17 protein-coding genes are annotated in these 23,132 nt (G+C 72.5%); 9 read left to right on the forward strand and 8 right to left on the reverse strand.

The genetic code is table 11. The features are described from left to right. Nucleotides 1–123 precede the first annotated feature (123 nt). The gene (locus KZQ38_RS30265; protein WP_308258668.1) at nucleotides 124–1,395 is read left to right on the forward strand and encodes a serine hydrolase domain-containing protein; all 1,272 of its coding nucleotides are present in this window, start codon (nucleotides 124–126) and stop codon (nucleotides 1,393–1,395) included. A gap of 38 nt (nucleotides 1,396–1,433) precedes the next feature. Here the strand turns inward: KZQ38_RS30265 and KZQ38_RS30270 are convergent, their stop codons facing one another. After that, nucleotides 1,434–2,609 (reverse strand): FAD-dependent monooxygenase, encoded by a 1,176-nt coding sequence (locus KZQ38_RS30270; RefSeq protein WP_219446856.1) that lies wholly within the window; start codon nucleotides 2,607–2,609, stop codon nucleotides 1,434–1,436. A gap of 142 nt (nucleotides 2,610–2,751) precedes the next feature. Here KZQ38_RS30270 and KZQ38_RS30275 point away from each other — a divergent pair, with 142 nt between their 5' ends. Further along, nucleotides 2,752–5,523, forward strand: coding sequence for an AAA family ATPase (locus KZQ38_RS30275; protein WP_219446858.1), 2,772 nt, complete (start codon nucleotides 2,752–2,754; stop codon nucleotides 5,521–5,523). Nucleotides 5,524–5,578: 55 nt separating this feature from the next. Here the strand turns inward: KZQ38_RS30275 and KZQ38_RS30280 are convergent, their stop codons facing one another. Both KZQ38_RS30280 and KZQ38_RS30285 read right to left on the reverse strand, forming a co-directional pair. Next, complete coding sequence (locus tag KZQ38_RS30280) at nucleotides 5,579–6,334, reverse strand: SDR family NAD(P)-dependent oxidoreductase (protein WP_219446862.1); 756 nt, start codon at nucleotides 6,332–6,334, stop codon at nucleotides 5,579–5,581. A 32-nt stretch (nucleotides 6,335–6,366) separates the two neighbouring features. Beyond that, on the reverse strand, nucleotides 6,367–6,834 hold the full coding sequence (locus KZQ38_RS30285) for an AtaL-like protein (protein ID WP_219446863.1): 468 nt from the start codon (nucleotides 6,832–6,834) through the stop codon (nucleotides 6,367–6,369). A gap of 233 nt (nucleotides 6,835–7,067) precedes the next feature. Between KZQ38_RS30285 and KZQ38_RS30290 the strand changes: the two genes are divergently transcribed. From KZQ38_RS30290 to KZQ38_RS30320, 7 genes are all read left to right on the forward strand, one after another. Then, a complete protein-coding gene (locus KZQ38_RS30290) occupies nucleotides 7,068–8,678 on the forward strand; it encodes an FAD-binding oxidoreductase (protein ID WP_219446877.1) in 1,611 nt (536 codons plus the stop codon). 36 nt (nucleotides 8,679–8,714) lie between these two features. Continuing rightward, nucleotides 8,715–10,169, forward strand: coding sequence for an MFS transporter (locus tag KZQ38_RS30295; RefSeq protein ID WP_219446879.1), 1,455 nt, complete (start codon nucleotides 8,715–8,717; stop codon nucleotides 10,167–10,169). Between the two features lie 20 nt (nucleotides 10,170–10,189). Further along, nucleotides 10,190–11,776 carry an FAD-binding oxidoreductase gene (locus KZQ38_RS30300; protein WP_219446881.1) on the forward strand — a complete coding sequence of 529 codons (1,587 nt, stop codon included), beginning with the start codon at nucleotides 10,190–10,192 and terminating at the stop codon, nucleotides 11,774–11,776. 29 nt (nucleotides 11,777–11,805) lie between these two features. Further along, nucleotides 11,806–12,924 carry an acyltransferase family protein gene (locus tag KZQ38_RS30305; protein WP_219446883.1) on the forward strand — a complete coding sequence of 373 codons (1,119 nt, stop codon included), beginning with the start codon at nucleotides 11,806–11,808 and terminating at the stop codon, nucleotides 12,922–12,924. A 171-nt stretch (nucleotides 12,925–13,095) separates the two neighbouring features. After that, entirely contained in the window at nucleotides 13,096–15,876 is a 2,781-nt protein-coding gene (locus KZQ38_RS30310; RefSeq protein ID WP_219446891.1) for an AfsR/SARP family transcriptional regulator, read from the forward strand. Nucleotides 15,877–15,955: 79 nt separating this feature from the next. After that, nucleotides 15,956–16,513: a hypothetical protein gene (locus tag KZQ38_RS30315; protein ID WP_257902574.1), complete on the forward strand. Its 558-nt coding sequence runs from the start codon at nucleotides 15,956–15,958 to the stop codon at nucleotides 16,511–16,513. Nucleotides 16,514–16,617: 104 nt separating this feature from the next. Next, on the forward strand, nucleotides 16,618–16,797 hold the full coding sequence (locus KZQ38_RS30320; protein WP_219446894.1) for a hypothetical protein: 180 nt from the start codon (nucleotides 16,618–16,620) through the stop codon (nucleotides 16,795–16,797). Between the two features lie 40 nt (nucleotides 16,798–16,837). Here KZQ38_RS30320 and KZQ38_RS30325 read toward each other — a convergent pair whose 3' ends face one another. The 5 genes from KZQ38_RS30325 to KZQ38_RS30345 form a co-directional block, all read right to left on the reverse strand. Continuing rightward, nucleotides 16,838–18,301 carry a protein kinase domain-containing protein gene (locus tag KZQ38_RS30325; protein WP_219446898.1) on the reverse strand — a complete coding sequence of 488 codons (1,464 nt, stop codon included), beginning with the start codon at nucleotides 18,299–18,301 and terminating at the stop codon, nucleotides 16,838–16,840. A gap of 280 nt (nucleotides 18,302–18,581) precedes the next feature. Next, on the reverse strand, nucleotides 18,582–21,812 hold the full coding sequence (locus KZQ38_RS30330; protein WP_219446900.1) for a P-loop NTPase family protein: 3,231 nt from the start codon (nucleotides 21,810–21,812) through the stop codon (nucleotides 18,582–18,584). A gap of 200 nt (nucleotides 21,813–22,012) precedes the next feature. Further along, nucleotides 22,013–22,261, reverse strand: coding sequence for an Ada metal-binding domain-containing protein (locus KZQ38_RS30335; RefSeq protein ID WP_219446902.1), 249 nt, complete (start codon nucleotides 22,259–22,261; stop codon nucleotides 22,013–22,015). After that, entirely contained in the window at nucleotides 22,258–22,749 is a 492-nt protein-coding gene (locus KZQ38_RS30340) for a methylated-DNA--[protein]-cysteine S-methyltransferase (protein WP_308258669.1), read from the reverse strand. The genes KZQ38_RS30335 and KZQ38_RS30340 overlap by 4 nt, the downstream gene beginning before the upstream one ends. Then, a complete protein-coding gene (locus KZQ38_RS30345; RefSeq protein ID WP_219446904.1) occupies nucleotides 22,736–23,128 on the reverse strand; it encodes a hypothetical protein in 393 nt (130 codons plus the stop codon). Before KZQ38_RS30345 ends, KZQ38_RS30340 begins: the two co-directional genes overlap by 14 nt. Between the last annotated feature and the right edge of the window lie 4 nt (nucleotides 23,129–23,132).

Below are 23,132 nucleotides of genomic sequence, written 5' to 3' on the forward strand. Positions count from 1 at the left end.
TCCGGACCGTGACGACCTCGTCGTACCTGGTCGGATGACATGCGCAGGCGCACCGTTCGGCTATGCCCGCAGGCGGTGCACCGACGGGTCTTACGCCCTTTTCCGAGCACGACGAGGCTGGCGGTGCAGTTCGCGCACCCGGACCGGGAGGAATTCGTGGCGGAAATCAAGATCGAGGCCGACCCGGCGGAGTCGGGTTTCGCCGCCGACCGGCTGGCCAGGCTCGACGACCACTTCGACGCCTACGTCGCCGACGGCAGGCTGCCCGGCTGGGCGGGGCTCGTCAGCCGCAACGACAAGGTCGTCCACGTCGCGCACCGCGGGTACCGCCACGTGGAGAAGGGCCTGCCGGTCGACGCCGACACCATCTGGCGGCTGGCCTCGCTGACCAAGCCGATCGTCTCCGTCGCCGCGATGATGCTCTACGAACGCGGCGCGTTCGACCTGCACGACCCGGTGAGCCGGTTCATCCCGGCGTTCGGCGAGACCAGGGTGTACCGCAACGGCCCGGTCCACGCGCCGAACACCGACGCGCCGGTCGAGCCGATCCGGCTGTGGCACCTGCTCACCCACACGTCCGGGCTGACGGTCGGCTTCTGGCTGGCGCACCCGGTGGAGTTCATGTACGCGCAGTCCGGCTACGTCTGGGACGCGCCGCCCGACGTGGACCTGGCCGGCGCGTGCGAGGCGTGGGCCGGGTTCCCGCTGCTGTTCCAGCCCGGCACGGCGTGGAACTACGGGGTGTCCGTCGACGTGCTCGGCCGGGTCCTGGAGGTGGTGACCGGCAAGACGATCGACCGGGTGCTGGCGGACCTGGTGCTCGACCCGCTGGGCATGACCGAGACCGGTTTCTGGGTGGACGAGGCCGACACGCACCGGGTCGTGCCGCTGTACTCGCCGAACCCCGAGGGCGGCCGGGCGGTGCGCAACGACCAGCTGAGCGTGCTGCCGACGAGCAGGCCGACGTTCCTGTCGGCGGGCGGCGGCCTGTTCACCACGTTGTCGGACTACCACCGGTTCACCCGGATGCTGCTCAACGGCGGCGAGCTGGAGGGCACGCGGCTGATCGGCTCGCGCACCCTGGCCTTCATGGCGCGCAACCACCTGCCCGGCGGCGCGGACCTGGCGGCGGTCGGCAGGCGGGTGATGTTCGGCCAGCCGACCTACGACGGGCTCGGCTTCGGGCTGGGCTTCCAGACCGTCGTCGACCAGGCCAGGACGAAGCTGCTGATCAGCCCGAGCGAGATCTCCTGGTACTCGGGCTACACGACGGTGTTCTCCGTCGACCCGGTCGAGCGGACCATCGCGATCTTCTTCTCGTCGTTCGCGCCGGTGAAGACGTACCCGATCTATGCGCGCTTCCGGCAGCTGGTGAACCAGGCGCTGGTCGACTGATCCGGGTTCGCCGTGCCGGCGCCGGCACGGCGAACGCGTCAGACCGGCGGCAGTTCGCGTTCCACGTCGTAGCCGTACAGCCACGCCTGGCCGTGCAGGTTGGCCCGGGCCCGCAGGGCGAGGTCGCGCTCCCGCTGCTCCTCGCCGTCGGCCAGGTGCAGGACCCGGGTGTTGGCGCGTGACCGGGTCTGGATCAGCGCGGTCCGCTCGCGCCGCGCGGTCTCGTAGCGGCGCAGCGCGGCGGCCGGGTCGGTGGTCGCGCCCAGGCAGGCCGCCAGCGCGACGGCGTCCTCCACCGCCTGGTTGGCGCCCTGCGCCAGGAACGGCAGCATCGGGTGGGCGGCGTCGCCGACGACGGTGACGCGGTCGGTGCTCCAGCGCGTGATGGGGTCGCGGTCGTGCAACGCCCACTGGCCGACCTCGTCGGCCGCCCCGGCGATGGCGCGGACCTCCTCGTTCCACTCGGCGTACGCGGCCACCACGTCCGCGGGATCGCCCTTCGCCGACCAGGACTCCACCTCGCCCGACGCCGCCGGGACGGTGAACCCGACGCTGATCGACGCGCCGCGCGAGACCGGGTAGCACACCGCGTGCTGCCCGGGGCCGAGCCACAGCACGACCTTGGGCTCGGCCACCAGGAACGGCAACCGGCCGGACGGGATCAGGCCCCGGTAGATGACCTGGCCGGAGAAGCGCGGCTCGTCGGCCACCAGGACCTCGCGCACCGCGGAGTGGATGCCGTCGGCGCCGACGACCACGTCCGCGGTGCGCGTCGTGCCGTCGGCGAACCGGAGTTCGACGGCGTCGGCGTGCTCGGTCACCGAGACGCACCGCGCGCCCAGGTGCACCGTCCCCTCGGGCACCGCCTCCAGCAGGCCCCGGTGCAGGTCCGCGCGGTGCAGGGTGAGGTACGGCGCGCCGTACAGCTCGGCGCACTCCTCGCCGAGGGTGGTGCGGCTGATCGCCGCGTTGTCGTCCCAGCGCCGCATCTCGACCATCCGGGGGTGGACGGACACCTTGTCCAGGTGGCTGCCCACGCCGAGCCGGCGGAGCACGCGCACGGCCTGCGGCGCGAGCTGCACGCCCGCCCCGATCTCACGCAGGTGCCGGGTCTGCTCGAACACGTCGCACCGCAGCCCGACCCGGTGCAGCGCCGCGGCGGTCGCGAGGCCGGCGATGCCCCCGCCGACGACCGCGATGGAGAGTTCTCTCATGGGGTGGAGTCTTCTGCCCGCCTCCGGGAGTCGGCATCACCGGTTCACGGGATAGTCGGGGACGGATTCCGACCGACGTCGTACTGTCTGGTCGGGGGCCTGAGCAAGGGGGTGGGACTTGCGCTCGGCGATCACTCCGCTGGTGGAACGCGAGTCGGTGCTGACGGCCGTGGACGACGTGCTCGCGGCGGTCGTCCGGGGTGACGGCGGCTGCCTGGTGGTCGAGGGGCCGCCGGGCATCGGCAAGACGCGGGTCCTCGCGGCGGCGGTGGACCGCGCCCGCGCCGCCGGTGTCGGTGTCGCGCTCGGCCGGGCGGCCGAGTACGTCGAGCTGCCGCTGGCGCCGCTGCTCGGCGGCCTGCGCTCCGGCGAGCCGCCGGTGCTCGACGAGGCGCGGGCCGCCGAGCTGGTCCACCTCGGTTCGGTCGAGCACAACCGGTACTGGCTGGTGGAGCGCCTGACCGAACTGGTCGAGCGCCACGTGCGCCACCGGCCGTTGATGATCGTCCTGGACGACGCCCAGTGGGCCGACGAGCTGACGTTGGCGGCGTTGCGCGTGATGGTGCCCGCGTTGCGGACGGCACCGGTGCTGTGGTTGATCGCCCGGCGGCCGGCAGGCGCGGGTTCCCCGGTCGGCGACGTCGTCGGGCACCTCGTCGACGACGGCGCGCGGCGGGTCGAGCTGCACCCGTTGTCCGATGCGGCCGTCGCCGAGGTCGTGCGCGCCTCGCTGGCGGCGGAACCGGACCAGGGGTTGCTCGACCTCGCGGTGCGCACCGGCAACAACCCGTTCCTGCTGGAGGAGTTGCTGCGGACGCTGCGGGAGGAGGGCCGGGTGCGGATCGCGGACGGCGTCGCCTCGGCCGTCGCGCCCGGCCTGCCCACCACCTTCCTGACCTCCGTCGCACAGCGGATGCGGTGGCGCTCGGAGTCCTACCGGCGGCTGCTGGAGGCCGCGGCGGTGCTCGGCAGGCCGTTCACCGTGCACGAGGCCGCAGGGGTGACCGGCCGTCCCTCGGGCGACCTGCTCGGCGTGGTGGAGGAAGCCGTGGACAGCGGGATGCTGGTGGACGACGACGCCCGGCTGGCGTTCCGGCACGACATCCTCCGCGAGGCGGTCTACGACGGCATCGTCGGTCCGGTCCGCAGCGCCCTGCACCGCGAGGCGTCGCTGCTGCTGCGCGCGAGCGGTGCGGTCGTGGAGGCCGCCTGCCACCTCGTGCGCAGCGGGACGACCGACGAACGGGCCGTGCCGCTGCTGCGCGAGGCCGCGCGATCGGTGGCGCACGCCGCGCCCGGTGTCGCGGCCGACATGGTGCTCCAGGCCGTCGACCTGATGGCGGAGACCGACCCGGCCCGGCCGGTGGCCGCGGCCGAGGCGGTGCGCCTGCTGGCCGCCGCGGGCCGCGTCGTGCGGGCACGTGAGCTGGGCGAGCGGGTGCTGCGCGAGACGCTGCCCGCCGAGGTGGAGGCAGAGGTGCTGCTCGGCCTCGCCGAAGCGGTGAAGCACGCGGGCCACGAGAGCGTCGTGCTGGAGTACGCGCGCCGCGCGCTGGACCGCCCGGGCGTGCCCGACCGGGCGCGGGCGCACCTGCACGCGATCCAGGCGCACGGCCACCTCCAGGCCGACGACCTCGTGGGCGCGGACCGGGCGGGTGGCCGGGCGGCCGAACTCGGCGAGGCGACGGGGGAGCACGCGGCCGTCGTGTTCGGGCTGGCCGCGCAGAGCGTCGGCGCGCAGGCGCGTGGCGACCTCGGCGCGGCCATCGTGATCGCGACCCGGGCCGTGGACATCGCCGAGCGGTTCGGCGGCGACGCCCGGCACCGGCACCCCCGGCTGTGGCTCGCACCCGCGCTCGCCGCCGCCGACCGGTTCACCGAGGCGTCGGCGGTGTTCGAGATCGGCCGGCGCGAGGCCGAACGCCTGGGCACCGGCTGGTCGCTGCCGCTGTGGCACTACTACCTGGCCGAGCTGCACGTGGCGGAGGGCCGGGTGGCCGACGCGCAGGCGGAGGCCGAAGCCGGGCTGCGGGTGGCCGAGCGGCTGGACATCCGGGCGATGGCGTCGTCGCTGGAGGCCGTCCTGGCCCGGGCGGCGGTGCGCCGCGACGCGCTGACCGAGGCCCGCGAGCACCTGGGGCGCGTGCGGGCGCTGGTGGATTCCGGCATCGGCGTGGTGTCGGAGAACCTGCGGTGGACCCGGGCGCTCGTGCTCGACGCGCTGGGCAAGCGGACGGAGGCGTGGCTCGCCGTCCGCGGGATCGTCGAGAAGCTCGACGAACGGGTCCTGCTGCTGGTCCGGGACCCGGGCGCCGGACCGCAGCTGGTGCGCCTGGCGTTGCGTGCCGGGGGCCGCCGGCAGGCGGAGGGCGTCGTCGACGCCGTGCGCTCCCTGGCCGCGGACAACCCCGGTGTGGCGTCCTTGACCGGTGCCGCCGCCCACGCGGAGGGCCTGCTGACCGGCGACCCGGCCGCGTTCGACCTGGCCGTGCGGGCGTACCGGGAGAGCCCCCGGCCGTTCGCGCTCGCCTCGGCGCTGGAGGACGGCGCGCGCGTCACGCGGGACCGGGACGCGGCGGTGGGGTTCCTCAACGAGGCCCTGGCCCGCTACGCGACCACGGGTGCGCGCCGGGACACCGGGCGGGTCCGGCGGCGGCTGCGGGGGCTCGGGGTGCGGCCCCTGGCCGCCGCCGCGGGGCGCAGGCCGGCGACCGGCTGGGACAGCCTGACCGAGTCGGAGCTGCGCGTGGTGCGGCTGGTCGCGGAAGGGCTGACCAACCGCGAGACGGCGGGCAGGCTGTTCCTCTCGCCGCACACCGTGGACAGCCACCTGCGGCACGCGTTCGCCAAGCTCGGCCTGTCCAGCCGGGTCGAACTCACCCGCCGGGTGCTGGAGCACGACTCGGTGGGCTGAGGGCGGGGTCCTGCCGCGGCCTGGGGGACCACCGCGGCAAGACCCCTGGTCACCGCTACGCGGTCACGCCGCCGTCGACGACGACGTCCTGCCCGATCACGTAGGCGGACTGGTCGGACGCGAGCCACAGCACCACGTCGGCCACCTCTTCCGGCGTGCCGATCCGGCCGCGGGGGATCATCGGCGCGTAGGCGGCGTCCCGCTCCTCGTCGGTCTGGCCCGGTGCCTTGGACAGCTCCGTCGCGGTCGGGCCAGGGCTGACGGCGTTGATCCGGATGCCGTCGGCGATGTGCTGCCGCGCGGCGGCCCGGGTCAGGACGGCCGCCGCCGCCTTGGCTGCGCCGTAGACGCCGATGATCGGCATCCGGGTGTGCAGGCCGACGTTCGACGCGTTGTTGACGATCACGCCGCCGCCGTGCTCGCGCATGTAGGCGACTTCGTGCTTCATCGACCGCCAGACGCCCGCGAAGACGGTGTCGACGATCCGCGCCCACTCCTCCTCGCCCAGGTCCAGCAGGCCGACGCCGCTGACCCCCGCGTTGTTGAAGGCGATGTCGAGCCCGCCGAAGTGCGTCGCCGCGGTCTCGACCAGGCGGGCGACGTCCGCGTCGCTCCGGACGTCGGCCCGCACCGCGAGCGCCTTGGCGCCGACCGCCTCCAGCTCCGCGACGGTGCCGGCGAGCTTGCCCCCGTCGCGTCCCGAGACCACGACGGCCGCCCCCTCGCGGCCGAACGCGAGGGCGGCGGCGCGCCCGATGCCGGAGCCACCCCCGGTGATCAGGACGACCTTGCCGGCGAACCGATCGGACATGTGCGTTCTCTCCTCGTGGTGTGGCGCTGTGGTCAGCGGTGGCCCGACGCGGTGCGGCCGAGCTGGGAAACCGTGGTCTCCGCGGTTTCCCGGACGACACCGGCGAACCGGTCGATGAACTCGTTCTCCGCGCGCAGCTTCGACACCCGCCCCTCGGACAGGACGTAGGTGAGCGTGAAGCTGTAGCGGCCCTCGGCGTCCGCGATCAGCTCGTTGGTGATCAGCACCATCTCGGGGTGGTCGATCACCTCGAACAGGATCCGGCCGCGCTCGCGCTGGGGCGTCACGCGTTCCAGCACGCGGTCGCGGCCCCAGAAGACGACCTCGCGCAGGAACCCGTCGGCGTACCGCTCGACGACCCGGCACGCGGTGATCGACGGCACGTACTCGACGGGGTTCTCCGCCTTGCTCAGCATCGACTGCCAGATCCGGTCGAAGCCCGGCTGCCCGCCGCCCTCGTCCACGGGCAACGGGACGGTGTGCGTCAGCGTGACCGTCACGGCCGGCTCCTCTCGCGTCGCAGCGGTGTCGTGCCCAGGGTGGTCCGGCCGGGTGCCGCTGCCATCGCTTGTTCACGTGATCTCGCGCAAAGCGAGCCGCGTTCAGCCGATCGGCATCGCGTGAACGCGTGATGTGTGACTGCACGTGATCGGAAAACCTGTGCCGTGCCCGGAATGCAGCAACGTGCGTGGACCGCGTTGCCTTGGTGATGACAGTGGGGAGTGGGGGATCGATGGAGTCGACGGAACTGCGCGTGGTCGAGCCGGAGGGCGTGGCGGCGAGCGTGGCGGCGGCGGTCCGGGTGAGCGCCGACGAGCCGCGCTACCGCGACCTCGTGTCGGGGAACAACCAGCGCTGGCGAGCCCGGCCCCGGTACGTCGAGATCGTCAACGACACCCGCCAGGTGGTCCGGGCGGTCCAGCGCGCGGTGCGGGAGGGGTCGCGGATCTCGGTCCGCAGCGGCGGGCACTGCTACGAGGACTTCGTCTACCACGCCGAAGCGCAGGTCGTGATCGACCTGTCGGAGATGCGCGGCGTGTACTTCGACAAGCGGATGAACGCGTTCGCGATCGAGCCCGGCACGACGCTCCTCCAGGCGTACGAGCGGCTCTACCGGACCTGGGGCGTCACGATCCCCGGCGGCACGTGCTTCTCCGTCGGCGCGGGCGGGCACATCGTCGGCGGCGGTTACGGGACGCTGTCCCGGAAGCACGGCCTCACCGTCGACCACCTGTACGCGGTCGAGGTCGTCGTGGTCGACGACCGGGGCCGTGCCGAGGTGGTCGTCGCGACGCGCGAACCGGACGACCCCAACCGCGAGTTGTGGTGGGCGCACACCGGTGGCGGTGGCGGGAACTTCGGCATCGTCACGAAATACTGGATGCGGTCACCGGACGCCACCGGCGACGACCCCGCCCGGTTGCTGCCCGCCCCGCCGGCCGAGATCCTGCTCAACGCCGTCGCGCTGCCCTACGACGCGCTCGGCGAGGCCGAGTTCTCCGCGCTGGTGCGCAACTTCGGCGCCTGGCACGAGGCCAACAGCGATCCCGACGAGCCGTACGCGGGGCTCGCCGCGTTCCTGGTCCTGCCGCACCGCTCGGCGGGCGCCGCGCTGGTCGTCGCGCAGTTCGACGGCACCCGACCGGATTCCGAGGACCTGCTCCGCCGGTTCCTGGAGGACGTCACGGCGGGCATCGACGTCACGCCCGCACCGGTCGACTTCGCGGTGGGCGAGTTCGGGCCGATGGTGGAGATCGCCACGCCGCAGCGGTACCCCTGGCTCAACGGCACGCGTTACCTGGCGACCAACACGCCCGTGCTGATCAGCCCGACGCTGCGGGGCGAGCACAAGTCCGCCTACCACCGCCGCGCGCTGACCGACGAGCAGATCGCCGCGCTGCACCGGCACGTGACCGGCGACGCCATCGCCAACCCCAACGCGATGGCGATGCTGATCTCGTTCGGCGGCCGGGCCAATTCACCCGCGCCGGGCGACACCGCCGTCGCACAGCGCGACTCGGTGTTCAAGGCGCTGTACCAGTCGTTCTGGGACAAGGAGGAGGACGACGAGGTCAACCTGGCGTGGCTGCGCGCGGTGTACGCCGACGTCTACGCGAAGACCGGCGGCGTGCCGGTGCCCGACGACGCCACGGACGGCTGCTACGTCAACTACCCGGACACCGACCTCGGCGACCCGCGCCACAACAGGTCCGGCGTGCCCTGGCAGACCTTGTACTACAAGGAGAACTACCCGCGGCTCCAGCGGGCGAAGGGCCGCTGGGACCCGCACGACGTGTTCCGGCACGGCCAGTCCGTCGAGCTGCCGGATCGCGCGAACACGTGATGCCGGGTTCGTCCGGGTGCGACAACCCTGTCCGAGGTGGGTACAACGAGTGGTAACGGCGCGCGGCGCGACCCCTGGTCGATCTTCTGGCTGCTGGTGGTCATCCAGTTCATGGTCATCCTCGACACCGGCATCGTGGCGATAGCGCTGCCGTCGGTGCGGGCGGACCTCGGCTTCTCGCCGGAGGGCCTGGCCTGGGTGATGGACGGCTACATGCTCGTGCTCGGTGGCCTCGTCCTGCTGGGAGGCCGCGCCGCCGACCTGGTCGGCAGGCGGCGGATGCTGTTGTGGGGCGTGGTGTTGTTCACCGCGGCTTCGGCCCTGTGCACGGTGGCCGTCGAGCCCTGGATGCTCGTCGCCGGCCGGGTGCTCCAGGGCGTCGGCGCGGCCATGGCCAGCCCCGCCGCCCTGGCCACGGTCACGGACCTGTTCGAGGACGGGCCGGACCGGACGAAGGCCATGGGGATCTTCGGCGGCGTGGGTGGTGTCGCCGGACCGGTGGGCGTCCTGCTCGGCGGCCTGCTGGCGGGCGTCGACTGGCGCCTGGTGTTCCTGATCAACCTGCCGATCGGCCTCGTGATCGTGCTGCTCGGGTTGCGCCTGCTGCCCGCCGTGCGGCCCGTGGTCGGTGGCGGTCTCGACGTGTTCGGCGCGTTCACCGGGACCGTCGGCCTGTCGCTGGTGGTGTACGCGGCGATCCGGGGCGGCGTCTCCGGGTGGGGCGGCACCGCCGTGCTGGTCTCGCTGGCCGCCGCCGCGGTACTGCTGGTCGCCTTCGTCGTGCGGCAGCGCACCGCCACGACGCCGTTGCTGCCCCGGGCGTTGTTCCGGGCGCCCGCGCTGGTGCTCGGGGTGGTCGCCTGCGGCCTGGTCGGGTTCGCGCTCTACGGCGTGTTCGTGAGCAATTCCGTGCACCTCCAGGACGCGCGCGGCTACGGACCCGTTTCGGCCGCGCTGGTGATGATCCCGCTCGACCTGTGCCTGTTCCTGGGCACGAACCTCGCGGGCAGGCTGCTCGGTCGCGTCGGCGGGCCGGTCAACCTGCTCCTCACCGGCCTGGTCGTCCAGGCGGTCGGCCTGGTCTGGTGGGCGACCGCGCTCGACGTGCACGGCAACCTGGTGGTGACCTTCATCCTGCCCGCGGGCGTGGCGAGCGTGGGGCTCGGCCTGGCGATCGTCTCCGTGTTCGTCATCGCGACGATGGGGACGACCGACGAGGTGGCGGGCGCGACGTCGGGTCTGCTGGTGATGAGCAACCAGGTGATCGGCGCGATCGGCATCGCGGTGCTGACGACGGTCGTGGCGCTGCGGTCGCGCGACCTGATCGGCGCGGGGGTCGACCGGGCGGCGGCGCTGGGCTCGGCGCAGTCCGCCGCCCTGTACGCGGCGGTGGGCGCGGTGGTCGTCGCGATCGCGCTGGGTCTGCTGCTCAAGCGGCTGAACCGGGTGACCTCCGCCGCGGCGGAGGAGGGTGACCCCGTCACGGGGTGAGGAACTTGGGGGGGGGGACGATGGGGGAAGCGTTGTCGCGGCGGGGTTTCCTCGCCGGAGCGGCGGTGGCTGCCGGCGTGGTGGCCACCGCCGCTCCGGCGGCGGCGAGCGCGGGGGAACCGGCCGTCGTGACACCCGGCGACCGGAGGTACGGCGACCTGGTGCGCGGCATGAACCACCGCTGGGTGGCCACGCCGGACCGCGTCGTGGTGGTCCGCACGCCCGACCAGGTCGTCACCGCCGTGCGCGGGGCGCTGCGCGACCGGCTGCGGCTCTCCGTGCGCAGCGGCGGGCACTGCTACGAGGCGTTCGCCGCCGAACCCGGCGTCGGTGTGGTCATCGACGTGTCGGACCTGACCGGCATCCGCCACGACCCGCGCCTGCGCGCGGTGGAGGTGGAGGCGGGAGCCGTCATGGGCGACGTCTACGCCACGCTGTTCAAGCGCTGGGGCGTCACCCTGCCCGGCGGTTCGTGTTACTCGGTCGGCGCGGGCGGGCACGTCGCCGGCGGCGGGTACGGCCCGCTGTCCCGGCTGCACGGCCTGGTGGTCGACCACCTGTACGCGGTGGAGGTCGTCGTCGCCGATCACGCGCACGGGGTGCGCAAGGTCGTGGCGACGCGGGAACCCGACGACCCGAACCGCGACCTGTGGTGGGCGCACACCGGGGGCGGGGGCGGCAGCTTCGGCATCGTCACCAGGTACTGGTTCCGCACCACCGGCGCGAGCGGCGCCGACCCCGCCGACCTGCTGCCACGACCACCGGCGTCGGTGTGGGTCGGCCGGGTCGAGTGGCCCTGGGCGTCGCTGGGCGAGGACGGCTTCCACCGCCTGCTCGGCAACTACGCGCGCTGGTGCGCCGCCAACGCCGCACCGGGCAACCCGCTCGCGGGTGTCTTCGCGCGGTTGAACCTGGTGCCCCGGCAGACCGGCCCGTGCACGCTGGCGGTGCAGGTGGACGGCGGCCTGGCCGCGCCGGACCGGGTGATCGACGACCTCGTCGCCGCCGTCGGCGACGGTGTCGCCGCGCCGCCGCGGGTGGTCGAGCGGCGGGCATTGCCGTGGCTGCACGGCACCGGGTGGCAGGGCCTGTGGGCCAACGACACCACCAGCCGCAGCGACTTCAAGTCGAGCTACCTGCGGTCCTGGTACGACGAGACGCAGGTGTCGGCGCTGCACCACCACTTCACGCGACCCGACTACGGCTACCCGACCGCCAGGGTCTCCATGGCGTCGTACGGCGCGCGCGTCAACGCGGTCGCGCCCGGCGACACGGCCGTCGCGCACCGCGATTCGGTGCTCAAGCTGCTGTGGGGCGTGGCGTGGACCGACCCGGCCGAGGACGACCGCCACATCGCGTGGCTGCGGGAGTTGTACTCGGACGTGCACGCGGACACGGGCGGCGTTCCGGTGCCGAACGACGTGACGGACGGCTGTTTCATCAACTACCCGGACATCGACCTGGGCGACCCGGCGCACAACCGGTCCGCCGTCCCGTGGCACGACCTCTACTTCAAGGACAACTACCCGCGGTTGCAGCGGGTCAAGGCCAGGTGGGACGCCGCGGACGTGTTCCACCACGCGCAATCCGTCCGGCTGCCCGGCTGAGGCACGCCCGAAGCCCACCGGGAGGGAACGTGCGGGGGATCGAACAGCGGTTACCGTCGTTGACCGGCATGAGGTTCGCGGCTGCCCTGATGGTGTTCGCCTTCCACGTGTCGCTGGAAGGGGTGTTCGCCGACACCGCGGTCGGTGGCGCGTACTACGCGGCGGTGAACAAGTTCGGGTTCGCCGGGGTGTCGTTCTTCTTCATCCTCAGCGGTTTCGTGCTGACCTGGTCGGCGCGGGACGACGACACCGCGCGCCGGTTCTGGCGGCGGAGGTTCGTGAAGATCTACCCCAACCACGTGGTCACCTGGGTGGCCGCGGTGCTGCTCATGGTGGCGGCCGGACCGGCTTTCGGGTGGCACCAGGCGTTGCCGAACCTGCTGCTGGTGCACACGTGGGTGCCGGTGCGCGAGGTGTTCTCCAGCATGAACAACGTCAGCTGGTCGCTGGCCTGCGAAGTGCTGTTCTACCTGTCGTTCCCGGTGCTGCTGCCACTGGTGCGCCGCATCCGCCCGCAACGGCTGTGGGTGGCGGCGGGTGCGTTGGCGGCGGCGTGCGTGCTGGTGGTGCCCGTCGCGGGCGCCGTGCTGCCGGCGAGCCCGAGCGTGCCGTGGGACCCCGGGACGTCGATGGCGTCGTTCTGGTTCCTGTACGTGTTCCCGCCGGTCCGCGCCCTGGAGTTCGTGCTGGGCATGGTCGTCGCCCGACTGGTCGCGACCGGTCGGTGGGTGGACGTCGGGCTGTGGTGGGCGACGGCGCTGGTCGGTGCGGGGTACGCCGTGGCACTCGTCGCGCCCACGCCGTACCAGTTCGCCGCCGCGACGGCCGTGCCGCTGGCGCTGCTCATCGGTGCCGGCGCGCGAGCCGACCTGAGCGGACGGCGCTCGGTCCTGCGCGGCCGGGTCGCGCAGTGGCTGGGTGAGACGTCCTTCGCGTTCTACATGGTGCACTGGCTCGTGCTGTCCTACGGGCACCGGCTGCTCGGTGGTGCTGCGTGGAGCACGCCCGTCGCGCTCTTGGTGGTGCTGGGATTCCTGGCCGTGTCGCTCGCCGTCGCGGCCACGGTGCACGCCGCGGTCGAACGGCCGATGATGCGACGGTTCAGCCGATCCCGTCGTTCCCCGGCGAACGCACCTCGTGCCGCGTGACGTCGACGCACCGGCTTCGCGGGCGTTCAGAGCCGCAGTGGCTCGCCCTCCGGCTGAGCCGTCGAGCGGGAGCCGATCGGGTACGAAGCTCCCAATGACGTTCGAGCGCCCGGTTCCCCGTGCTATCGCTGGACCTCCGAGGCACACCGCCGTCGTCCGGAGGAGTCGGTGATGGGGGAGTTGCGCGTGCTGGGCGCGGTCGAGGCGTGGGCGGGGGCGACGCGGGTCGACCTGGGGCACGCCCAGCAGCGCTGCGTGCTCGTCGCCCTGGTGGTGGACGCGAACCGGGTGGTCAGCGCGGATCGCCTGGTCGACCGCGCCTGGGGCGAGCGCGTCCCGCACCGGTGGCGGGAAACCCTGTACAGCTACCTCTCGCGGCTGCGTCGCGCCCTCGACCACCTGCCGGACACCGCGATCGTGCGCCGGGCCGGCGGGTGGGAGCTGGCGGTGCCGCCGGATTCGGTGGACCTGCACCGGTTCCGCGGCCTGCTCGCCCGCAACCGCGGCGCGGGGGAGCCGCCGGGGTTGGCCGCCGTCGAGGAAGCGCTGGCGTTGTGGCGGGGCGAGCCCTTCGCCGGGCTGGACACGCCCTGGATCGGCTCGGTGCGCCACGCGCTCGACCGGGAGCGCGAGGCCGCCGAACTGCACCGCACCGACCTCGCGCTCCGAGCGGGGAGGCACGCGGAACTGCTGCCCGGGTTGGCGGTCCGCGCCCGTGAGCACCCCCTCGACCAGCGGGTGGCCGCGCAGTACCTCGTGGCGTTGTACCGGTCCGGGCGGCAGGCGGACGCGTTGGCCCACTACCGCGCGACCCGCGATCGGCTCGTCGAGGAGCTGGGCGTCGACCCCGGCCCCGAGTTGCAGGCGCTGCACCGGCGGGTGCTCAACGCCGACATCACGTTGACCACGCCCGCCCCGGCCCCCGATCGCCTCGTCCCGCGGCAGCTACCGCCCCCGCCGCCGCACTTCGTCGGACGCGCGGGCGAACTGGACGTGCTGACCGCGACGCTGGAGGGCGGGACGACCGGGATCTCCGTGCTGACCGGCGCCGGGGGCATCGGCAAGACGTCGCTGGCGCTGCACTGGGCGCACCGCCACGCCGACCGGTTCCCGGACGGCCAGTTGTTCGTGGACCTGCGTGGCTTCAGCCCCGCGGAAAGCCCGGTGGCACCGCGGGAGGTGGTGCGCGACTTCCTCACGGCGCTCGGCGTCGCGGCGGACCGCGTCCCCGACGAGCTGAACGCCATGGTGGCGTTGTTCCGCAGCCTCGTCGCCGACAAGCGCGTGCTGTTGGTCCTGGACAACGCGGCGAACTCGGACCAGGTGACACCGCTGCTGCCCGGCACGCGGACCTCCACCGTGCTCATCACCAGCCGGACGAAGCCCGAGTCGCTGGTCATCCGGCACGGCGCGTGCTGCCTCCAGTTGGACGTGCTGCCCCACGACGAGGCGTACGCCGTGCTGGTCGGACGGCTGGGCCGAGCGCGGGTCGACGCGGAACGCGGTGCGACCGGCGACCTGGTCGGGCTGTGCGGGCACTACCCCCTCGCGTTGTCGATCGCCGCTCGGCACGCCGCCGCCCGGCCGTCCGTCACCCTGGCCGAACTCGCCGCCGAGCTGCGTGAGCTGGGCCTGGAGGCGTTGTCCAGCGATACCGACACCGCAGCCGGCCTGCCTTCGGTGCTCTCGTGGTCACTCCGCGGCCTGACTTCCCGGCAGCGCACCGTGCTGGCCCTGCTGGGCATCGCTCCCGGACCCGACGTCGGACTGCCCGCGGCGGCCTCGCTCGCCGGGTTGCCGCCGCGGGAGACCCGCCGGGTGCTGAGGGCGTTGGAGAACGCCTCCCTGGTGGAGCGGAAGGCTCGGGGACGTTACGCGATGCACGACGTCATCCGGAAGTACGCCGCCGCCGTGGCCGAGGAGCTGGCCGAGCCGACGCGGACGGCGGCGCTGCGCCGAGTGGTGGACTTCTACCTGCACAGCGCCTACCACGCCGAGCGCATCCTCGACCCCCACGCCGAGCCCGTCCGGCTGGACCCGCCCGCCCCGGACGTGGAGTTCCAGCCGTTGCCCGACCAGTCGGCGGCGATGGCCTGGCTGGACGTCGAGCACCCCCACCTCCTCGCCGCCCAGCGGACGGCCCGCGCCCGCGGTTGGCACGACGTGGTGTGGCAGTTGGCCTGGACCCTGACCACGTTCCACACGCGGCGGGGGCACCGCAACGAAGAGCTGACCGTGTGGCAGGCGGCGGTGGCTGCCTCCGCCCGGCTCGCGGATCCCACCGCCGGCATCGTCGCCCACCGGGTGCTCGGCACCGCCCACGGCAGGCTGGGCCGGTACGAGGAAGCGATCCACCACCTGTACCAGGCCCTGTCGCTGGCCGAGCACGATCCCACGCAGCAGGCGCTCACCCACCGGCACCTCCCGTGGATACTGGAGCGCCTGGGAGATGTTCGACGGGCGCTGGAGCACGCCAACCGCGCGTTGGAACTGCACCGGGCCCTTGGTCAACCGGTGGGCGAGGCCCGCGCGCTCAACTCGGCGGGCTGGTACGCCGCCCGCCTGGGCGACTACCGCACGGCCGAAGCCCACTGCCGGGCCGCGTTGGAACTGCACCGCGAGCACGGCAACCCCACCGGCGAGGCGAACGCCCGGGACAGCCTGGGCTACATCGCGCAACGCCTCGGCCACCACGACCAGGCGGTCGACCACTACACGCGGGCACTCGCGCGGTTCCGGGCGCTCGGCTACACGTACGAGGTCGCCAACACCCTCGACAACCTGGGCCACCCGCTCGTCGCGCTCGGGCGGCACGACGAGGCGCGTGCCGCGTGGCACGAGGCGGTGGTGCTGTTCCGGCGGCAAGGGCGTGAAGCCGACGCCGACCGGGTGCACCGCCAACTCACCGCGTGCGGAGCAGCGGATCCGCCGGACGTCCGCGTTTCGATGTGACGGTATCGGTGTTAACCTCCCTTCGCGGTAGTGAAGTTTGCACCGGGCTGCACGGGTGCGGATCGAGGGGAGAGTTCGAGTGGCGCAGGAGGATGGGTCCGACCTGGACGCGACCGTCGTTCTCGACCGGAACCGCGAGCAGCAGGCCGCGATGTACGGCGAACCGCTGGGTGTGCTGGTCGGCCGGATCGCTGATCAGCTCGGGCTGACCCAGGCTAGGATCGGTGGCGTCCTCGGGTTGTCCGCGCCCATGATCTCCCAGTTGGCGAGCGCGCGTCGGGTGAAGATCGGCAACCCGGTGGCCGTCCAGCGGTTGCAGGCGCTGGTCGAGCTGGGCGGGCTGGTTGCCGCCAACCGGGTCGCGACGGCCGACGTCGAGGCGAGGTTGGCCGAGATCGCCGGCCAGGCGGCCGTGGTGACCCGCGGTTCGACGACCGGCGGCACGTTGACCACGCGTGCGGCGGTGCGCTCCGTGCAGGCGTTGTTCCGCGCGGTGGCGAGCGCCGAGGAGATCCTCGACGCGGCGGCGTCGATCGAGGCCGGGCACCCGGAGATCGCGGCCGTGCTCAAGGTGTACGGCGCCGGTCGCACCGGTGACGCGGTGGCCCACTACGCGGCCAACGTCGAGCAGCTCTGACACTCCGCCGGCCTCCCGCCGTTCCTCCATCACGAACTCTGGACTTCACTACTGCACTGCTGTAAATTTACAGCAGTAAACCTAGTGAAGATGAGGAGCTGATGATGGCGAAGTGCTGGATCGACCCGCGGGGTGCACGGGCGGTCAAGGTGGGCGTCACGGCCGAGTGGGCGGGTTCCCACCGGGTCGGTGCGGGTTCCTTCACGCCCCGCGGCGACGCCCTGGACGGGATCAAGTGGGTGGACCCGCGGCGACTGCCGGACTTCGGCGGCCGGCCCGGGTAGGTGGCCCCGAGCGCGACCCTCGGACGTCCAGGGGTCGCGCTCACCCCGCGGTCAGGGAGCAGTCGTCGACGAACAGCGCTCCTGCCCCGTCGCGCAGGTTGTTGGAGAACACCGTGACAGGCAACTGGTTCCCGCTCTGCCGGGCGGTGTATGTGACGGAGACGCGGTTCCACTCACCGGGGTCGAGGACGACCTTCGGCGACGGTGCGGGATCGGCGACGCGCTTCCAGTCCGCCGTGTACTCCTGGATTTGCAGGATGGCACCCACCGCGTCGAGTGACTGGACCCAGCAGGCGGCGTGGTAGGTCGTGCTCGCGACGGTCGGGGAGTGGGCGGGCTTGGTGGTGGCTCCCGCGCTGTTTTCCTGCTCGGCGGACGACGTGATCCGCAGGGCCTTCGTCCCGCTGCGAGGGGCGTTGACCTGGCTCACAACGCCTGAGCCGAACGAAGTCCAGGCCGCGGGGACCTTCTCGGCACCCGGGTCGGACAGCAGGTTGTCTTCCGCCGGTGCGGAGGTGTCCGATGTCGTGGTGCTGCTGGTCGTGGTGCTGGTTGTGCTGGTCGTGGTGCTGGTTGTGGTGCGGGTTGTGCCGGTCGTGGTGCGGGTGGTGGTGCTGCTGGCCGTGGTGGTGTGCCCGAGGCGTTGGGACACCGAGCTGGAATGGTCCTTTGTGGACAGGATGATCGACGTGGTGAGCCCGGCGGCCAGCACCAGGGCACCGGCGACGGACAACGCCCGCCGCGCGCGTCGTGACGGCTCTGCCGCCGGGGCGCTCGGGGCGGTGGGGGCCGGCGGCGTCAGCGGGCCGTCCGGCCCGTACCCTTCCGGCAGCGGTGCCACGTGTTCGAAAACCTCGATCGCGTGCGGGTCCGCGGGGTCGATCGGCTCGGCCCCGGCGCGCTCGACCGCGTTCCGCCACTCCTCCCGGGCGATCGCCGCCGACTCCGGGCGGTCGTCCGGTGACTGCGCGCACATCGCCGACACCAGTGCCCGCAACGGTTTTGGCAATGAGCGGAGCACTTCGGGCGACGGCGGCTGCCCGGTCAACAGGCGGCAGCAGACGACGCCAACCCCGTAGATGTCCTCGCGGACGTCGGGAGGTGCGCCGAGCAGGCGTTCGGGTGCCACGTAGCCGGGACTGCCCACCGCGAGGCCCGCCGAGGTCAGCCGCGGCTCACCCAGCACCGCGGCGATGCCGAAGTCCGCGAGCCGGAGCACGGGCCGGTTCCGCCCGGTGGGCTCCAGCAGCAGGTTGGACGGTTTCACGTCCCGGTGCACGATGCCGTGCGAGTGCACCGCCGTCAACGCGTCGAGCAGCTGGTCCACCAGCACCGCGGCGAACGACAGGGGCAGCGCCCCGTAGTCACCCAGCAGGCGCGCGACATCCCCGCCGCGGACGAGTTCCATGGTGAGCAGCACCTGCTCGTCCTCCGCCGCCCACCCGGCCGGAGCCACGACGTGGGGGTGGACGACGCGCAGCGACTGCTCCCGGACGAAGCGCACCAAACGACCCCGCGTCGGAGGGCCGGAGCAGCTTGGCCGCGAGGTAGCGGCCCGAATCAGAGTCCCACACCCGCCAAACCGAACCGCTCCCACCTTCGGCGATCGGGTCCACGAGCAGGTACCGGCCGACGAGGTAACGTCCAGTCAAGCCACCCACGACGGCGATTATGCCGCCTCGACTCGCGGGCGGTGCGTCGTTCGGTGGGGTTCAGCCCGGCGGTGCAACACATCATCGCGCCACCTGCTGCGAGTACACCCGGACGCGCATCGCGGCACGCGATCAAGGCGCCGGCTTGCGGTGCAGTCGATCGAGTTCGCCGGTGATGGCGGGGTAGGCGGCGGGTTCGACCTCGACGACGCGGTCGACGATCTCCATCCAGTTCCCTATCGTGAGCGCCTTGGCGAGCTGTTTCCGGAACGGAAGTGACGAGGACCCAGCCCACAGTGGCGGCATACCGGAACGCACCGCCGGTGCCCGCTCGACACTCCGGTCGGGGTCGAAAAAGCGATCGACCCTCTCCGCGATCTCGACCAGGGTTCCGAGGTGATCAGGTAGGGACGGGACTGGCACGGCGTACCGGGATCGATCGGGGAGGTTCTCTTCGATGGTCTTCAGCCGCCGCAGAAGTTGCTCCGCTGTGATCCGGTCTGCCATGTTGGCGGCGGTGCGGAGGGCCGAGAGCAGTATGGCCGCTTGCTCCTTGATGTCGTCTGTGTCGGACGCGAGGCTGATCGTCTCGTCGAGCAGAGCCTTGCCGCGAGTTCTTTCCGCGATGAAGGTGAGTGCTTCCGCACGGTGCGCCATGGCCGTGGCCGCTCTCGCGAGCCCGACGGCCTCGTCATTGTCGCCGCGAGCCAGAAGTATGCGGATCATCTCCATGCGGGGCCGTCGTTGTCGCGAGGGGTGCGTGGTCTGCTCCAACGCGTTGGCGAAGCGGTGGAGATCACCGGTGGCGGCATGAGCTTCGGCCACACGTTCCCATGCTGCCGCCCGTATGTCCGCATCCCGGAGTGACCGAGCCAGCGGTTCGGCGCGATCGACGTCTCGGAAGTCCGTCATGACGTCAATCCATTGCAAGATGCTGCGTTCGTCGACATCGGATGAGGTCGAGCGCGCGGCCTGCTCGGTCGCCTCGATGACGGCCAGGGCCCGGTCGGTGTCGCCGTGACGCAGGAAGGTCGCGGCCACCGCCAGGGCACCTCCGAAGTCCCCGTTCGGGAGCAGTTCGGCGTAAACCGCGGTTTCCGCCTCGTCGTGGTGCCCGGCGTCCGCGACGGCCACCGCGACCGCCATGACGGTGAACCGGCGGCTACTCCCGGTGGGAATGCCATGAAGGGTGTCCTTGATTTCGGTCACAAGGCGGTTCGCCCGAGCGGGCGCGTCGTTCCTGCCTGCTGCGACGGCGACCGCGGCGAGCCGCGCGTACCGGTACCGCACGTCCTCGGCAGTCCGGGCGATCGCCTCTGCCTCGTCCAATCTGCCGCTGTCAGCCATCACCTCAGTGATGCGCAGCAATGTCGCCTCGCGGTCCTCGGCCCTGTCGAGGGTTCGAGCGAGCGAGGTCGCGGCATCGTCAAACCCGCCTCTGATCAACACTTCCGCGACCGCCGACGCATCAACCCGTGACCGGATCGGATAGGCCCGACCGGGGTCGGTGATCAGGCCGGCCAACTCGGACGCCCTTTCCGGGTGGTCCAAGGCCGCTGCGGCGGCTGCCATCGTCGCGAAAGCCAGGGGGCTCAGGCGACCCCCGCGGCGACCGGTGGGGTCCAGACCGGCAGCGAGGGCATCCTCAGCGCTGGTGAACCACTCCTCAGCCTGCTCACGAGCCGAGGAACCCAATGCCACCAGCGCCATGGAGGCGAACACCCTGGCCTTGGACGGTGCGTCTCGGACATCGCCCACCACACGTCGCACCCTGTCGTGGTCGCCGATCCCCGTGGCCGCATCGGCAAGTTCGTGGTGCAGCCAGACTCCCCAATACTGGTTGACCGCGCGAACCATTCCTTCGGCCCTGTCGAGGAGCTGCGATGCTCGTCGCGTGTGGCCGCGATGGTGCAGGGCAACTGCCGTCGCCATGAGTTCGCGGATGCGCTGTATGGGGTCGCTTATCATCACGATGAGGGATTCGGCGTGTTCGACGCGGCCGGCCCTGGCCCAGACCTGCGGCAGCGACTGCGGTATCCAGTCGGCGCTTTCCTGGAGGCTTCTGCGGTGGACGGCGAGCCGCGTCAGCGCGATGAGGTCCGGCTCGTCCTCATCGAGGAACACCGCCTGTGCCGCCTCGATCTCGCCCACGGAGGCGTTGTGGTTGCCGAACGCCGAGTGCGCGAGTTCCTGCCTGCGGGTGTCGGTGGCGTGGTCGAGGAGGCGTGCCACGTCCCCGATCGTGATCAGCGTGGCAGCGTAGCCCCGCAGCAGGTAGCGCGGCGTGTCGGAAGGCCACCCGCGCATGCGGTAGCCGTCGGCCCACGTGCGAAGCCGCTCGCGGTAGGAACGCAGTCGGGAGCCGAACATCTCCGACGCGAGGGCGTGCAGTTGTTCGTGGGCCAGGACGAAGACCGGGGGATTGTCGGGACGGCGGGAGAAACTGCGTCCGGCCGTGGTGCGGAGGTCGTCCTCGACCTGCCACGACGACGTGCCGGTCAGTTCCGCGAGGTCGTGCGCGGTCAGGCCGCCACCGGCCGCGGTGACGAACCCGAGGAGGTCCTGCTGGACCTGGCTGCCGCGCAGGAGTCGTTTGAGGTCCCTGATCATCACATCGCGCACGGCGCCGGCTTTCGGTGAGGCGGACAAGGTCTCGACCCGCGCGGACGTGCGCAGCGGGTGCTCGGGCGGCACGTCGTCGGGCAGGTCGGGGTCGGGCCGGCCCGCCACGATCACGGGCACCCCACCGCGGGGAAGCAGCGCCGCGATGCTGTGCGCGTCGGGTGAGCCGTCCACCCCGCGGTCCTCGTCCAAGCCGTCGACCACTAACACGAAGTGCTCACCCCGCTGCCGGACCTGCTGCGCCACCTCGGCGAGCAGGCGCAGGAGGTGGGGCTCCCGGGTGGTGTCGGTGAGGTCGGTGCGTGGGGGCTCGCCCGTGATGTCGTAGAGCTGGTCCAGCACGTTGTCCACGAAGCCGCGCCGATTGTTCTGGCCGGGCAGCCGGGAGGTGACGAAGAACGACACGAGGCGCACTCCCGGCGGGGGGTGCAGGACGAACCAGGACAGCAGCGCGGACTTGCCGGACCACGCCTCCGCCTGCCACCACAGGTAGCCCTCTTCCGTCGACGTGCAGAACGCCGATAGGACGGCCAACTCCTCGTCTCGACCCTCCAAGGCGTCCGGTGCCAGTGCGCATACCTGGGACGTGTAGGCCGACCGCACGCGATCCGCGTCCAGGATGACGTTGCCCAGCACCACACCGATCTGCACCACCGGACCATCGACCCGGCCCGACACGCTGTTGCTCGACCACACCCACCGATCATCCCGCCGCAGCCCGGCCCGTGTCGCCTGGAACATGCGTCAAACGACAGCCGAGGAGCCGCGCCGGCGCTCGCCCCGGCCGGGGCGGTGAACCCGATCAGCGAGACCGCCATGCCCATCACCGCGAGCAGCCGGCCGGTTCGGTGAGCCGTTGTGCGCTGCACCGCGACTCCAGCCGTTCGGAAGGGTGCGGCATCGCGGACCGGAGCCGACGACGCCGGTTGAGCACCGGGGGCTCAGGACCCGAGCCACGCCCGGTACTCCTCGGGCAGGCACACCGCGCAGGGTCGGAACCCGGCCAGCCGTGCCGTCACCTCGTCCGCGAAGAACACCCGGTGCCGCGCGTAGTGCCCGCGTGCCAACCAACGCAGGGCGTTCGGGCAGTCCAACCGCCCGTACACGCGCAATCGCCGGTGCCCACCCAGGGTGCCCGGAACCGTTGACGGGTAAGGCTTCCCGTCCGGACCGAGCAGTCGGTAGGTCACGTCCCGAAGTCCAACGCGGTCTGCGTGCCCTCCAGGTCGAGCAGTCGCCGCTTGACCTCCAGCCCGCCCGCGTAGCCGACGAGCGCACCGCCCGAACCCAGCACCCGGTGACATGGCACGACGATCAGCACCGGGTTCCCCGCCATCGCACCGCCCACCCCGCGGGCCGCGCTCGTCGGCAGCCCCAGGTCGGCGGCGAGCCTGCCGTAGGTGGTCGTACGGCCGTACCCCACGCCGCCCAGCCCGGCCAGGACCGTGCGGTGGTACGCGCTCGCGTAACGCAGGTCCACCGGCACGGTGAACTCGCGCAAGCGGCCCGCGAAGTAATCATCCAGCTCCCGGCGCGTCCGCTCGATCACGGCGGGGTCGGCGGTGGCCTCCGGGTAGCGTTCCCGCGCGACGTCGGGCGGGGCGAAGGTGCACACCGTCAGACCCTCCGCCGAGGCGGCCAGGGTGACGGTGCCCACCGGGGTCTCATGGGTGTCCACGACTCTCCGTTTCGAACCGGCGGGGCGCTTCAGGCAGCCCCGGGAACACGAAGGTGCGGTCGGCACGCCACCCCGGCGTGCTCGCGAGCCGCGGGCTGAGCCCGGCCCACCCCTCGGGCGAGTCGGCCACCACCCACGCGTCCGGTGCGCCGGACACCAGCCGCCGGGCCGGCCGCAACCACGAGGCCGCGACGGCGGGCCACGACACGACCAGGCCGACCTGCCCGACGTCCTGCCAGGCAGCGACGAACGCCGCCGCCCGAGCCGCGCTGAGCGGATCCCGGCCGTGCCCGACGTTCACCAGCACAGCCCCGCTGCGCCGCAACGACGCCAGCACCGCACCGACCTCCGCGTCCAGGTTCCCGCCACTTGTGGGCACACCG

The organism is Saccharothrix obliqua (assembly GCF_019375475.1).
Lineage (GTDB): Bacteria > Actinomycetota > Actinomycetes > Mycobacteriales > Pseudonocardiaceae > Actinosynnema > Actinosynnema obliqua.

Coding starts and splice junctions, on each gene's coding strand:
- KZQ38_RS30270 (WP_219446856.1), bottom strand. CDS start 2,609: ATGAGAGAACTCTCCATCGCGGTCGTCGGCGGGGGCATCGCCGGCCTC.
- KZQ38_RS30280 (WP_219446862.1), bottom strand. CDS start 6,334: ATGTCCGATCGGTTCGCCGGCAAGGTCGTCCTGATCACCGGGGGTGGC.
- KZQ38_RS30290 (WP_219446877.1), top strand. CDS start 7,068: ATGGAGTCGACGGAACTGCGCGTGGTCGAGCCGGAGGGCGTGGCGGCG.
- KZQ38_RS30300 (WP_219446881.1), top strand. CDS start 10,190: ATGGGGGAAGCGTTGTCGCGGCGGGGTTTCCTCGCCGGAGCGGCGGTG.
- KZQ38_RS30310 (WP_219446891.1), top strand. CDS start 13,096: ATGGGGGAGTTGCGCGTGCTGGGCGCGGTCGAGGCGTGGGCGGGGGCG.
- KZQ38_RS30320 (WP_219446894.1), top strand. CDS start 16,618: ATGGCGAAGTGCTGGATCGACCCGCGGGGTGCACGGGCGGTCAAGGTG.
- KZQ38_RS30330 (WP_219446900.1), bottom strand. CDS start 21,812: ATGTTCCAGGCGACACGGGCCGGGCTGCGGCGGGATGATCGGTGGGTG.